This window comes from Roseococcus sp. SYP-B2431 (assembly GCF_004336745.1).
GTDB lineage: Bacteria > Pseudomonadota > Alphaproteobacteria > Acetobacterales > Acetobacteraceae > Roseococcus.
On the sequence record NZ_SJXD01000011.1, the window covers coordinates 1,337,558 to 1,351,182 of the forward strand.

Here is a 13,625-nt window from a genome sequence, read left to right on the forward strand (position 1 = left end):
CGTCCGATGAAACGCAGAGACGGTCGTCCAACGCCGTCCACAGGGAGAGGAATGATAGGAATGAAGCGCCTTATTGCCGCCGCCGTGGCCCTGCTCGTCGCCGGGGCAGCCCCCCTGAGCGCCCAGGAATTCCCCAGCCGCCAGATCAACGTCATCGTCGTCTTCGCGCCCGGCGGGGCGACGGACGTGCTGGCCCGCATCGTCAGCGACCACATGATGCGGACGCTGAACCAGCGCGTGGTGGTGGAGAACCTCTCCGGCGCCGGCGGCACGATCGGCGGAGCGCGCGGCGCGCAGGCGGCGCCCGACGGCTACACGCTGACGGTGGGCAGCCTCGGCAGCCATTCCGCCGCCCCCTCGATCTACCGCAACATCGCCTACGACCCGCGCGAGCTGCAGCCCATCGGGCTCATCGCCGGCACGCCGCTCTACTTCGTGGTGCGCAACGGCTTCCCGGCGCGGACCCTGCAGGAGTTCCTGGGCCATGTGCGGGAGAATCCGGGCCGCGTCACCAATGCGCATGCGGGGATCGGCTCCACCAACCATCTGGCCTGCGCGCTCTTCGCCCATGTCGCCGGCGTGCAGTTCAACAACATCCCCTATCGCGGCGAAGGCCCGGCGCTGAACGACGTGGTGGCGCAGCAGGTGGACAGCGCCTGCCTGCTGGCGCCGGCCGCCGTGCCGCAGATCCAGTCCGGCACCATGCGCGGCCTGCTCATCGCCGCCACCGGGCCCGGTGCGGGCGGACAGGTTCCCTCGGCGGTCCAGGCGGGGCTGCCGGACTTCATCTTCCAGGGCTGGAACGCGATCTTCGCGCCGCGGGGCACGCCCGCCCCGGTGGTCGCCAGGCTCGACGGCGCGCTGCGCGCGGCGCTGGCCGACCCGGCCATCCGCCAGCGGATCGAGGGGCTGGGCTCCATCCCCGCCGCGCCGGACCAGCAGGGCCCCGAGGCGCTGGCGCGGATGGTGAGGGCGGAGGTGGACCGCTGGGCGACGGTGGTGCGCGCCGCGGGGATCGAGCCGCAATAGGCCGGCGCGATCACGCCCCGGGGAGGGGCTATTGCGAAGCCCCGCGCGTCAGGGTCCCGCCGGGTCTGCGCCGCCCGGCAGCGCGGGAAGGGGAGCGGCCCACGCCGCTCAGGCCTCGCCCTCCGGTGCGTCGTCCCCCTCGGACGCGTCCTCGTCATCCTCTTCCGGCAGGGCGGCCCTGGCGGCCCGGCCGGCCTCCCGTAGCCCGTCCTCGCCCAGATGGGCGCGGTCGAGCGAACTGCGCTGGGTGGCGTCGCGACCGGTCGCGGGCGCCACGGGAAGGGAGAGCAGCAAAGCTGCGAGATATGCGGGCCACATGATGGAGCGGAGCTTTCCGGTCCCGCGTGTTCTCAAAAAGGCAGCAATCGGGCGATCACGACCTTTCTTTCGCGTCGGTCCTCGAGCTCCAGCGTCGTGGGGACGGTGTGGATCGAGTGCTCCTCCATCCCATCGCGCGGCAGATAGGCCCGGCCGGGATCGGCCAGGAGGACGATGGCCTCGCGCGCCATGGACCGCAGCCAGGGCAGGATATGCGCGGTCATCGGCGCTTCGTAGCAGACGTCGCCGGCGAGGATCACGTCCCAGCGGCAGGGCGCGCCCACCACATCGCCGTCGAGGGGCGTGATCGCCACCTTGTTCAGCGCGGCGTTCAGCCCGATGGCGGCGATGGCGAGCGGATCGATCTCCGCGGCCTCGACCGTCCCGGCGCCCATCTGCGCGGCGACCACTGCCGCGATGCCGCAGCCCGCGGCGAAGTCCAGCACACGCTTGCCCGCGACCAGCGCCGGATCGGCCCGCATGGCCAGCGACAGCGCCACGCTGCCCGGCCAGGCGAAGGCCCAGAAGGGCGGCTCCATGCCGTGCAGCTCGAGAAAGGCCTCGCTGGCCTGCCAGATGGGGGTGATCTCGGTGGCCAGGTGGAGGCGGATGCCGGGCAGCAGCGGCGTCTCGGCGATGGCGGTCTGCGCGCGGATGAACGCGGCCGCGTCCCTCAAAGCCGCCCCAGCAGGATGGCGAGCGTGGCCAGCAGCCCGACCTCGCGGTTGGACTTGAAGAGCGTCAGGCACAGCGCCGGATCGTGGATGTCCAGCGCCCGGACCTGCAGGGCCAGGGCGACGGCCGGCAGCAGCAGCCCGAGGTGGAACCAAGGCGAGAGGCCGGCGAGCCAGCCGGCCGCCGCCAGCAGCAGGATCACGGCCGTGTAGCAGGCCGCCAGGAAGGGCCGGGTCCGCTTGCCGAACTTCAGCGCGGTGGAGCGGATGCCGACCAGCGCGTCGTCCTCGCGGTCCTGATGGGCATAGATCGTGTCGTAGCCGAGGATCCAGGCGATGGTCGCGGCGTAGAGGACCACGACCGGCCATCCCAGCGGCGCGCCGGCCGCCACCGGCCCCATCAGCGCGCCCCAGCCGAAGGTGAAGCCCAGCACCAGCTGCGGATAGTCGGTCACCCGCTTGGCCAGGGGGTAGGCCAGGATCGGCGCCAGCGAGAGCACGCCGAGCCAGATCGAGGCGGTGTTCAGCTGCAGCAGCACCGCGAGCCCGATCGCGCAGAGCAGCGCCAGGAAGGCCACGGCCTGCCGCGGCGAAACGGCACCGGAGGCCAGCGGGCGGTCGCGCGTGCGCTCCACCTGGCGGTCGATGTCGCGATCCCAGAGGTCGTTCACCACGCAGCCCGCGCCGCGCATCACGAAGGCGCCCACGAAGAAGAGGAAGGTCAGCCAGAGGCCCCTGCCCCAGCCCGGGGCAAACAGGGCGATTCCCCAGAGCCCGGGCAGGAAGAGCAGCCAGCTGCCGATCGGCCGGTCCGCCCGCATGAGCAGCGCGCAGGGCCGCCAGGAGGCCGGCAGCCGCGCGATCCACCCGCCGGCGCGGATGTCGGTGTAGCCCTGGACGGCGGGGTTCTCTTGCACGGGCGCATGCAGCACGGCACATCGGGGCATGTCCATCCCTCGCATCCATGCCGAAGGGCCGCTCGCCGAGGGCGCCGAGATCGCGCTGACTCCGGCCCAGGCGCACCACATCGGCACGGTGATGCGCCGCGCCCCCGGCGCCGAGCTGCGCGCCTTCAACGCCACCGAGGGCGAGTTCGCCGCCGAGCTCACCGCGCTCCGCAAGGACCGCGGCGCCCTGCGTCTCGGCGCCCGGCTCCGCGCCCCCTCCCCCGAGCCCGAGCTGCGCGCCCTGGTCGCCGCCCTGAAGCGCGAGGCCATGGATTGGGCCGTCGAGAAGGCGACGGAACTGGGCGCCACCCTGATCCAGCCCGTGCTGACCCGCCGCTGCGTGGCCGACCGCAGCAACACCCAGCGGCTGGCCGGCATCGCCCGGGCCGCCGCCGGGCAGTGCGAGCGCCTCTCGGTCCCCCTGGTCGGGGAGGCGCGTCCGCTGCATACCGTGCTGGACGGCTGGGACGGCGCGGCGCTTCTCGTCGGGGCGGAGCGGCGGGACGCGCCCCCGGTCCATGCGCTTCTCAAAGGGTTGCGCGCCCCCTGTGGCTTTCTGGTCGGCCCCGAGGGGGGCTTCGACCGGGCCGAGCTTGACGATCTCGCCCGGCGTCCCTTTGTTACGCTCACCACGCTTGGGCCGCGCATCCTCCGCGCGGAGACGGCGCTGGTCGCGGGGCTCGGAGCGATCTCCTTCGCCCTCGACGTCCAAGGCTGAGTCTCCAGGAACCGAAAGCGCCCCCATGTCCAATCCCGGCCAGGCTGATCCCACGCCGATCACCTCCGCGCGTCAGCTTGCCGAGTGGTTCGCTTCGGGCTCCAAGCCGAAATCCGACTGGCGGATCGGCACCGAGCACGAGAAGATCGGGTTCCGCCGCACGGATTTCTCGCCGCCGGACTACGAGCACCAGGGCATCGGCGCGCTGCTCGAAGGGATCATGGCCAAGGGCTGGGAGCCCATCCGCGACGGCGGCAAGGTCATCGGCCTGACGCGCGACGGCTGTTCCGTCAGCCTGGAGCCGGGCGGTCAGTTCGAGCTCTCCGGCGGCCCGGTCGAGGATCTGCATGAGACGCGGCTCGAGATCGCCGCCCATCTGCGCGACGTGCACGAGGTGGCCGGCCCGCTCGGCCTCGGCTTCTCCGGCATCGGCTTCAACCCCGTGGCCAAGCGCGCCGACATGTCCTGGATGCCCAAGAGCCGCTACGCGATCATGCGGCGCTACATGCCGCTGAAGGGCAGCCTCGGCCTCGACATGATGCTGCGCACCGCCACGGTGCAGGTGAACCTCGACTTCGGCGACGAGGCCGACATGGTCGAGAAGCTGCGCGTCTCGCTTGCGCTGCAGCCGCTGGCGACAGCGCTCTTCGCCAGCTCGCCGCTCTGCGAGGGGAAGCCGTCCGGCTACAAGTCGCTGCGCGGGCATGTCTGGTCAGACACCGATCCGGACCGCACGGGGATTCCTGCGATCGTCTTCGAGGACGGCTTCGGCTTCGAGCGCTTCGCCGAATATGCGCTGGACGTGCCTATGTACTTCGTGGCGCGCGAAGGCGCGCTGCACGACGTGGCGGGCCAGAGCTTCCGGCGGTTCATGGCGCAGGGCCTCGACGGGCTGGACGGCATCGAGGCCACTATGGGCGACGTGGCCGACCACGTGACCACCCTCTTCACGGAGGTCCGCCTCAAGAAGTTCCTGGAGATGCGCGGCTCGGATTCCGGCAGCGCCCCCATGCTGCTGGCGGAGCCCGCGCTCTGGGTCGGGCTGATCTACGACGACGCGGCGCAAAAGGCGGCGCGTGGTCTAACCCGGGGCTGGAGCGTCACGGAGCTTCACGCGCTGCGCGCCGAGGTGCCTAAGCTGGGGTTGGAGGCGATCGTCGCCGGCCGGAAGCTGCGCGACGTGGCGCGGGACGCTCTGGCCATCGCCGAGGGCGGGCTAAAGGCGCGCGGCCTCGGCGAGGAGGCCTATCTCGCGCCGTTGCAGGAGATCGTGGCGAGCGGGATGACCCAGGCGGACCGAATCCTGCAGCTCTACGAGGGTGCCTGGCGGGGAGATGCCAGGAAGGCCTTCGAGTTCACGGAACTGTAGCAGAGTAGGGCTTCTTCGCCCCTCGATCGTCGCAACCACCTGGATCGCCCGCGCCGAGGCAGGTCGCCCGGCCGGATGCCGTCCAGGGTGAGATGGGGCATGAGGAAGTTGCCGAGGGGGATTGTGTGAAGCGGGGCTCGTTCGGCTATTGCGGGCTCGCGGCCAGGAACAGGCGAGGCCCGCCAGCAAGGTCGACCCACTCAGCAGGTTAGGATGCCCCCGCAATCGGTTGCCGGGTGCGGCCGCGGCCCATGCCGTCGGCCCATGACGACCAAAGGGGCTAAGCTTGGCCCATCTTTCTCCAGGTCGGCCGTAGGCGGGTCGGGAACGATGTAGTCACATATCCGCTTCCCGAAAGTCAGCCGCCAAGCTCGAAAAGTCCACTTTCTCGGCTCCGAGAAGACGAGTTCTCGTCGCTGCCTCCTGGCACACTCGGTGCCATAGCACGTGAGAAAAGCGGGACGTCGGACTCGCCTCGGTCAGCCAGGGCTTGCGGGGGCCCGGAAAATGGAGAAACACGATATCCTTGAGTATTTTCAGTTCCGGCAAAATCGAGAGCTGAGATAGGGAACCAGCACCGAAATTATAGCGGGAGGCTATAAGGGAAAGATGATATTCCTCGGACTGCGAAAAGAACGCCGTCAAGTAACTTTGCTCGTTGACGTACTCCCGGCTGGACGCGAATTCCAGCAGTTCTTTCCTAAACTTCGGGTTCAGCATTCTCTCGCGTAGGAGTAAAACACCGCTATTGAGGCGATTATGCTGCTCGTCGAACCGACCCTTGGCCATATTGCGGAGGTTACGGAATATCTTGCCCTCACTATGGGGCTTCTTATCCTCCCTCAATATGAGATGTTCCATAAAACGGGGCCCGCCGAATATATCCCCCGGAGCATCGCTTGCCAGAAGGTCCTCGAAAGAATTCAGGCAGAGAATATCAGCATCGATGAAAAGGACCTGCTTAACGCCATAATCATCAAACATCGACCACTTTAAGAACGTATATTTTGGTATCCAATCCAGTTTATAGCGGTCGGGAATGCGCCGCGATGAGATTACCTTGAATTGCTCGATTTCCTTCTCGCCGATAAATCGGATTTCATCAGCAACGGCCTTTACAATTTCATCCTTTAGGACGGCCTCGTCCTGCGTGAGGACAATAATCGGAAGCTTCGTCCCGGACGAATTTTTTGCAATGGTGTACAAAAGAACTTTAAAGGGCAGCAAAAAACTTGAATCGATCACAAACATGAGGGCAGTGCTTCGAACCGCAGAATTTTCGGTGGCCGGCTCCAGCCGATTCAAGAAGCCCATTTTAACGAGATTTTCTATCGCCATTGCGCCCTCTGGGAACTACCGTGAACGAACGTCTGAAATGAGTTGGCTACTCTTAAAGTGAGCCGAGGTCAAAGATCCATCTGCATACCGAACTGGAGGAGAGTGCTAGCATGCCAGGCCAGGTTTTGGATACGATGGACATGCTGATGCATTGTTTTTCCCCTCAGCCCCCGAACAGCCTTATGGCTTGCGTGAGACACTGTCGCATTTTTCGCGATCGCGGCTTAAGGGACGGGCGAACGGTCTTGACCGCTGGTCCGGATCAGTTGGCAATCGACTGTAAGAAGTGCCTAAGGACAGATCTCGGCCGGTGCATCGAACGGTCGGGATTCCTTCGTCGACAGGTGCGCAGGAGTCCCATTGGCCAACTGCTCCAGATGCCAGGCAAGCCACGCCTCGGTATAAGTTAGCCTCACCGGACTATACCGGAACTCGTCGAACGCGGTAGCGCCGGACTGAGTTAGCGAGTCTTGGTGATGCCGGCCAATTCCGAGCGTCAACGGAAGAGACTGAACGGCTTTCATTCCATAACGGCTGCGGGCGCGGAATAGTATTTCCGAGTCGGCACCTGTGCGCACGTAATCGAACAGCCCGATTTCCTTGAGAGCACTTCGACGAAAGAACGTAGATGCCGGGTTGAGATGTGTGTAGGGGCCTCCTCGCCGAACGAGGACCGAACCGTCATCACTCATTCGAAGCCATTGGGATGTGGTGCATACCGTGCCGTCCTTCGCGGCGTCTAAGTGCCTTCTAAGTCGGCTAGGATGCATCCAATCGTCTGAGTCATGGAACGTGACGAAATCTCCACGGCACACTTCGATTGCCGAATTCTTAGAAGCGTAAGTGCCCTTATTGCAATCATTAAATATGGGTATAATGCGCCCATCTTGCTCGCTCAAGGAGCGGACGACATCTCGGGTATTATCATCACTCACATCGTCGACAATATATAATTCGATGTTGGCCAAATCCTGAGCCATGACGCTTTGAACAGCCCGGACGATAGTTTTAGCGGAATTAAAGCTTGTCATAATTACAGATATTTTGGGATGATCCGATGCAATGGCTTCGCGCTTGCCGGAGAATGAGAAAGCGCCACCAAATTCGTCGTGACCATAGGGGAGCAGCGGCATGCCGGACAATTCCGCATATCTGAGTATTCCACTCGCCCAAATATCTACATTGCCGCGCTTACGCCCTACTAGGGCAAGCCCGAGATAAGCGTCCGCATAGGCCGGGTTAGCCTGGAGAAGACGCAAGGCAAAGGCCATAGCCTCGTCATAACAAGAGTTATTCGCTAGAAAATCCGCCAAGAAAATGGTATCTGACGGCGAGACCTTAGTATTATTGAACAGCACAGACCGCGCCATAGCCTTCGCATGAGGAGCATCGGCCACAAAGAGCACGCCGAAGTAGTTCATCAATGCTGACGCGCTGTCTGGCCTACGGAGGAAGCTCGCTGCATATCCATGCGACGCCACCTGGACTCTACCGCTCCGCAAAGCGGAGCGATTCGCAAGATCATCGAGCCGCTCTAGTTCGCCTGCCGGCACTTCGACCAGCAAACTATTATCTGAACGCAGAAGACACGCAAGATTATACGCACTTTCGGCAGCGTTGTTTATTAAATAATAACGTACGGCCAGTACACCAATATAAAATTTGACCCTTCTACAAACCTCAATTTCGCCGCGTTGGACAACGTCCCACAAAATTGCTATAAGAAATCGGAAATCTGATGCGAATAAGCCGTCGGCCTGAGCGTGCCAGAACGCCTCGGGTTCGGGCCTGCTCATCTGCGAGACAAATTCCCCGACGGTGGTCTGTAGTAGTCCTCTCCCAGTTCGAAATTCAAACGGGGAATCCCATACTTGGCGCAATCCGGGCCGAAACGCATCAGATTCGAGCTTAGATCTCTCAAGAAGATTGGGAGCTGCCACTTTCCGCGATCTGATCTCGCTGGCACTTCGAATCAGCTCTTGAAGGCGAGGCGACCTGCCCAGCACTGGATGAGAGCGGAGAGTTTCCCGCACCCCTTTGTCAGCAAAGATTATGGCGATCGCGTCGAAAATATTCCTACAAGACACAAGGGCCTCTCGGGCCCCGTTTGTTAGACCCGGCAGACCAGAAAGCGCGCGCGCCCCATCGGACGTGATGGCGATGTTAACGGCCGGCTGGCCACCGCCATCCTCCCGGCATACGCTTTCTACGGCAGAAATAAATTCCTCGCCAAAGCGGCCATCCGGCAAGCCGTGAATGATTTCGACAGTTTTTGATATAAGTTGCCCTAACACTCCTGCACCCCAGCTTGAGAGCACACCAATCGTATGCCCTCGGTCTATGAAGCGAGACCGGCGTGGACAAAGGCCGCGTCCCCGGCAACCACAGGGCGTCGATCCGCAACCGAGCGACGGCCGACGCTATTGAGGGCAAATAAATCGTAGCCGAACGGCGCCAAGAAACCTAAAACTTTTTCAAACGGCGCGTGGATATTGCTTGCCCCAGAAAACGCGCAAGTTACCTGAATGGACTTGATATTCCCGGTTCTGAGAAGCCCGGCGAGGCCAGCAAGCACGGAAAGTTCGGAGCCAGAGGTATTGATCCGAATAAAGTCTACGACATCTACACCTTGAGCAGCTAAAAAATCATCGCCTCGAACAACGTTGACGTCCTCTTGTGTTTTGGGCTTAGATCCAGGCAATACAAAGCTATTCCCATTTGACGCACCATTGCTCAACATGGTCCCATAACCCTTGTGGTCGGACAGGGCGAACTTGAGGGGGACCACCGGCTCCAGCTGGGAACTAGCTTCTTGCAGTAGATTAAAGCTCTTAAGAATGGGCTCAAAAGCAAGAATCTTTACTAAGGCAAAAGCGTCCCGAATATCTCGCGTAGATTTACCTGAATTCGCCCCTACGTCAACTGCGACGGCGGGAACGAAATCTGGAAAGGCCAGCTTCAGATCTTGCAGGAAGCGATTCGCCATCATTCGTCTCCACGGAGTTGTCCTAGCAAATTAGCGCTGCTAAGGTGGTGCGGATCTCGAAAGACCACTAGTTCAAGGTTTCGCTTAGGTCAATCAGCGGAATTGTCGGCGGGATGAATCGGAGCCTAGCTGGCCCGGCGTCTAGCCCGAAGGTGCGGCCATTGGCGAAATGTCCTTGTCGGACCGGTCATGCCGGAGCATATTCGCTAAGCGTATAGATGTTTCAGGAATCGGAAAGCGAAATGAACATCATTTCACCCTACCAGGGTCTGCCTGAGCGCTCCTATTGGAGGTCGGGCGTTTCGAGACAATCACCCGATACCGTGTCTGATCTATACATTAAGAAATTTTCTCTTAATCCTCGCGACAAAATTATTACTGCCGGAAGCTGTTTCGCACAGCACATATCTCGGCAGCTGCGCAAGAGGGGCTGCGGTATTGTCGACGCTGAGCCGGCCCCGCCAGGCCTCCTTGAGGACCAAGGCCATAAGTACGGATATCATTTGTATTCCGCTCGCTATGGTAATATCTATACGGTACGGCAACTGCTGCAATTGGTGCGTGAAGCGCGAGGCAAATTTAAGCCAGCCGAGTGGATCTGGGAGAAAGACGGCCGGTTTTTCGATGCACTGAGACCTTCGGTGGAGCCAGAAGGGTTAAGGTCCGCGGAAGAAGTGGTCGCCCATCGCGAGATCCATCTCGGAAGGGTAAGGGGGATGTTCGCTCGCGCGGATGTGTTCATATTCACGATGGGTTTGACGGAAGCCTGGCAGCATCGAAGCTCTGGAACTGTTTTCCCTACCGCGCCAGGAACTATCGCTGGCCAGTATGACCCGGTGGAGTATGAGTTTATCAATTTTGACTATTCGGACATTTATAGCGACTTCATTCGAGTCCGCCGCATTTTGAAAGCTCGGCGGCCTGACATGCGGTTTCTCTTGACGGTATCTCCGGTCCCTCTAACTGCTACAGCAAGTGGTGACCATGTACTTGCGGCCACTTTGTACTCGAAATCAGTTCTGCGCGCGGTGGCGGGACGCCTCGCGCAGCAGTTCGACGATATCGACTATTTTCCTTCTTACGATCTCATCGCGTCGCATTTCTCGAAGGCAGCCTTTTATGAAGGTAACTTAAGGTCGGTTACGTCCGCTGGGGTCGAGGCTGCCATGAGGGTGTTCTTTGCCCAACATGATATGGGGGCCGAGCCAGCGCTGCGGAGCACTGATGCCATAGCAGCAGTACCTGAAATGGACCCGGCCAATTCTCTGGCAGATGTGGCTGTGGACGACGCAGACGACCTCGTCTGCGAAGATGCATTACTGGAGGCGTTTGGGCGGTGATGAATCGGACGCTACTAATCGGAAATTCGCACGTTGTTTGTATTAAGGAGGCGCTAGATCGATCGGTTAACCCGGAGCTAGGGCCTTCTGAGTTCGTCTACTGCCCCGGCGTCGACCTGGGCGAGATGGAAGTGCTCGATGGGCGGCTTACCGCCCGAAATAGGCCAGCATTGATGCAGCGACTCCAAAAAGTCGGATCGCCTACAGAAGTTGATTTGGATGGCTATGATCGTTTCGTTGTGATCGGTCTAGAACTATCCTTGGGCGTTTGCGCTAGTATATTTAGTAAATATCGCTGTTATCGTCACTACATTTCCGATCAGGACTTTGACGCAAACGTCACTCAACTCGTCAGTGATAGTGTGTTCCAGATGGCCTTGAAGGGGCTTATTTCGTCGACCGGTTCCATTAGGATTGTTGACCGCTTGCGGACAGCCACTTCCAAACCCATTTACATTGTGCCTCAACCCAATCCCCTCGAAAATTTCAAGACGATTAAGCCTGAGACGGACAGGCAGCGCCGAGCTTTCAGCAAGTGGCATCCAATGTTTCCCGCCAGCATCACTAATGAGCTGTATCAAGAGTTTTGCTGGGCCGCCACTTCGATTGCGAAGTCGCATGGAAGCGTCTTCACCGAGCAACCGGCTGCGACTCTTAACGACAGCTTTACGAAATCTAAGTACGGACGCAATAAACTGGGCGATATAAGGCATATGAACGCCGAATTTGGAGCGGTTTGTCTGGTAGATTTAGTTGCTGGTATTGCCAAGATCGAGGGCAACCACTTGTCGAACGCTTGACGTAAGATCAACTTCCGCGTAGGTTTTCGGGGTTGAGCGTGGTGGCCGTCGGTCCACTGCTCAATACCATCGGGTTCATCCCTCACACCGACAGAGGCGAGACAATGACAGATATCCCGAAACCAGCTGCTCACGTGGCACAAGGCGTGCCCATGTCGCACGAAGACGCGTTCCTGGCCCTGACACTGCTGTCCCACACGTTCTCCGAAGCTGTTCGAAGTTCGGCACTCCTAGAGAAGCACGGGCTGTCGTTAGACATGTTTTCAGCCTTGGTTGCGACCGCGGGTTCTTCTGGATCGGATGCAAGTCTGGGGAAGCTTGCAAAGCGAGCTTCGGCAGGAGCCGTTGGGAGATCCGCGCGGAAGCAGCTAGTAACGGCCGGGCTCATCGAAAATACCCCGGTGGGCGCTCCCGAGAGACACGCTCTGACCCCGCAAGGCAAAGCGGTATTGAAGGATTTGCGCGCTGAGAGCGGCCCGCTAGCCAGCAGTATTTCTGAGAGGGGGCTGCGCGCGATACCCCGTTTGGCGAGCATTGTGCGAGAGCTCACCAAACAAATGCGGGATAACTAATCGAGTTGATCGGTTTGAGGGGCGGATCACCCGCCCCTCTTTGTATCACGCTTGCTTTTTTGCTCGTCGTGAGACCGGGACATTCCAGAAACTCTCCGCCATTCTTGCAACGGATCTGGCGCACAAGTGACTCACAAGACCCTCTTCAGCCATGCTGGAGGCCCGGAATAGGAGAAGGTCGCAATGAACTCGCCCATTCTTGGCGTAGTCCTGAACCAAACTCTCAAATCCAGCAATAGCAGTCAGCCCTTGCCGTTGAACGATATAAACGGAAAATGACTTTGCGAGCGTCTGGAAGAAAGCTTGCGCCGCATCAGTTCCAGCTAGAAATTTAGTATCGAATTCAATAAAAATTGCCGCTGCTCCGGCTTTGTCGATAATCTTTTGAGCCCCTTCGATAACTTTCGGTTCTAATCCCTCGACGTCCACTTTGATAACCAAGTTCGTACCGCCAGCGAAATTCGCGTAGAGTTCTTCGTCCAAAGTTGTTGTCGGTACAGAAATTTGTTGAAAATGACCAGCATCGTCGACGTTATCGGGAACGACGGCACTGGATTTTCCTGACCAAGCGGTATTAATATAAAATGGAAGGGATTCGCCAGAAGAGTTAGAAACAGCTTTCTGGACCAGTTCGACATTTAGGTCTTTATTGTAGCGCATACTCTTGGTAATATATTTTTCTAAATTGGGATTTGCTTCAAATCCAACTATTTTGGTCGGCGTATTCTTTGGAGCATTAAAAAGACACTCCCCGTAGTTTACGCCAACATCAATGTACAAGGTGGGCTTTAGAATTTCATGGGCGGCATATATAATGGTCTGCATCTTGGAAAAATACACTTTTCCATGGCGTAATAACTGCATCCTGGCCCTATTATCAGATGAGTCTATCGCGATTTTTCTAGTTCCTCCCGCGATATAGGCGAATTTCGGCTTATCCGTCTGATAGTGTTCGAGGATTAACCGATCAGCGTCTAAGTTTTTTTCCGCCTTTCGCTGGCTCGTCTTTTCAACCGTAATGGGCATCTGTTTACTCCTGGCGGGCAGATAAAATTGAGGGTTGCTTCTGCTAGCTACACTCGTCCGATCGAATGGTATGTGAAGCCAGCCTCGCGCATGGCGGGCGGATCGTAAACATTCCGCAGGTCGAGCAGGATGCGTCCCGACATCGCCGCCGCCAGCTTTTCCGGCGCGACGTTGCGGAACTCGTTCCATTCCGTCAGCAGCACCAGGGCGTCCGCCCCCGTGGCCGCCTCGATGGCGTTCGACACGTAGGTCACGGCCTCCGGCAGCAGCGGCCTGGCCACCTCCATGCCCTCGGGATCGAAGGCCCGGACCACCGCGCCCGCCGCCACCAGCTTCGGCACGATCTCCAGCGAAGGTGCGTCGCGCCTGTCGTCCGTCTCAGGCTTGAAGGTCAGGCCCAGGATCCCGATCGTCTTGCCCGCCACCGAGCCCCCGCAGGCCTCGATCACCCGGTCCGCCATCGCGACCTTGCGGCTGTCGTTGACCGCGATCGTGGTCTCGACCAGCC

Annotated in this window: 13 protein-coding genes; 5 read left to right on the plus strand and 8 right to left on the minus strand. The window is 60.3% G+C overall.

The annotated features are described in order from the left end of the window. Window positions 1–60: 60 nt before the first annotated feature. Entirely contained in the window at window positions 61–1,029 is a 969-nt protein-coding gene (locus EJV46_RS07765) for a tripartite tricarboxylate transporter substrate binding protein (protein ID WP_165585398.1), read from the plus strand. A 108-nt stretch (window positions 1,030–1,137) separates the two neighbouring features. Here the strand turns inward: EJV46_RS07765 and EJV46_RS07770 are convergent, their stop codons facing one another. Genes EJV46_RS07770 through ubiA form a run of 3 tightly spaced genes read right to left on the minus strand, consistent with a single transcriptional unit; the run spans window position 1,138 to window position 2,968 of the window. Beyond that, window positions 1,138–1,347, minus strand: a complete 210-nt coding sequence (locus EJV46_RS07770) for a hypothetical protein (protein WP_131547972.1) — start codon at window positions 1,345–1,347, stop codon at window positions 1,138–1,140. 32 nt (window positions 1,348–1,379) lie between these two features. Beyond that, entirely contained in the window at window positions 1,380–2,024 is a 645-nt protein-coding gene (locus tag EJV46_RS07775) for a methyltransferase (RefSeq protein ID WP_131547973.1), read from the minus strand. Then, window positions 2,021–2,968: a 4-hydroxybenzoate octaprenyltransferase gene (gene ubiA, locus EJV46_RS07780; RefSeq protein WP_131548078.1), complete on the minus strand. Its 948-nt coding sequence runs from the start codon at window positions 2,966–2,968 to the stop codon at window positions 2,021–2,023. Before ubiA ends, EJV46_RS07775 begins: the two co-directional genes overlap by 4 nt. Here ubiA and EJV46_RS07785 point away from each other — a divergent pair. Both EJV46_RS07785 and EJV46_RS07790 read left to right on the plus strand, forming a co-directional pair. After that, on the plus strand, window positions 2,967–3,686 hold the full coding sequence (locus EJV46_RS07785) for a 16S rRNA (uracil(1498)-N(3))-methyltransferase (RefSeq protein WP_131547974.1): 720 nt from the start codon (window positions 2,967–2,969) through the stop codon (window positions 3,684–3,686). The genes ubiA and EJV46_RS07785 overlap by 2 nt on opposite strands. A gap of 25 nt (window positions 3,687–3,711) precedes the next feature. Then, window positions 3,712–5,055 (plus strand): glutamate--cysteine ligase, encoded by a 1,344-nt coding sequence (locus tag EJV46_RS07790; protein ID WP_131547975.1) that lies wholly within the window; start codon window positions 3,712–3,714, stop codon window positions 5,053–5,055. 336 nt (window positions 5,056–5,391) lie between these two features. On the opposite strand, the gene EJV46_RS07795 is transcribed toward EJV46_RS07790, so the two are convergent. The 3 genes from EJV46_RS07795 to EJV46_RS07805 form a co-directional block, all read right to left on the minus strand. After that, window positions 5,392–6,393 carry a glycosyltransferase gene (locus EJV46_RS07795; RefSeq protein WP_131547976.1) on the minus strand — a complete coding sequence of 334 codons (1,002 nt, stop codon included), beginning with the start codon at window positions 6,391–6,393 and terminating at the stop codon, window positions 5,392–5,394. A 290-nt stretch (window positions 6,394–6,683) separates the two neighbouring features. After that, on the minus strand, window positions 6,684–8,711 hold the full coding sequence (locus tag EJV46_RS07800) for a glycosyltransferase family A protein (protein ID WP_165585399.1): 2,028 nt from the start codon (window positions 8,709–8,711) through the stop codon (window positions 6,684–6,686). Between the two features lie 20 nt (window positions 8,712–8,731). Continuing rightward, window positions 8,732–9,379, minus strand: a complete 648-nt coding sequence (locus tag EJV46_RS07805; protein WP_165585400.1) for an FkbM family methyltransferase — start codon at window positions 9,377–9,379, stop codon at window positions 8,732–8,734. Window positions 9,380–9,621: 242 nt separating this feature from the next. Between EJV46_RS07805 and EJV46_RS07810 the strand changes: the two genes are divergently transcribed. Beyond that, window positions 9,622–10,719: a GSCFA domain-containing protein gene (locus EJV46_RS07810; RefSeq protein WP_165585401.1), complete on the plus strand. Its 1,098-nt coding sequence runs from the start codon at window positions 9,622–9,624 to the stop codon at window positions 10,717–10,719. Between the two features lie 125 nt (window positions 10,720–10,844). Then, window positions 10,845–11,519 carry a hypothetical protein gene (locus EJV46_RS07815; RefSeq protein WP_131547980.1) on the plus strand — a complete coding sequence of 225 codons (675 nt, stop codon included), beginning with the start codon at window positions 10,845–10,847 and terminating at the stop codon, window positions 11,517–11,519. Between the two features lie 617 nt (window positions 11,520–12,136). On the opposite strand, the gene EJV46_RS07820 is transcribed toward EJV46_RS07815, so the two are convergent. Next, the gene (locus EJV46_RS07820; protein ID WP_131547981.1) at window positions 12,137–13,117 is read right to left on the minus strand and encodes an FkbM family methyltransferase; all 981 of its coding nucleotides are present in this window, start codon (window positions 13,115–13,117) and stop codon (window positions 12,137–12,139) included. Window positions 13,118–13,164: 47 nt separating this feature from the next. Then, window positions 13,165–13,625, minus strand: a 461-nt coding sequence (locus EJV46_RS07825; RefSeq protein WP_131547982.1) for a UDP binding domain-containing protein, incomplete at its 5' end; no start/stop codon positions are given.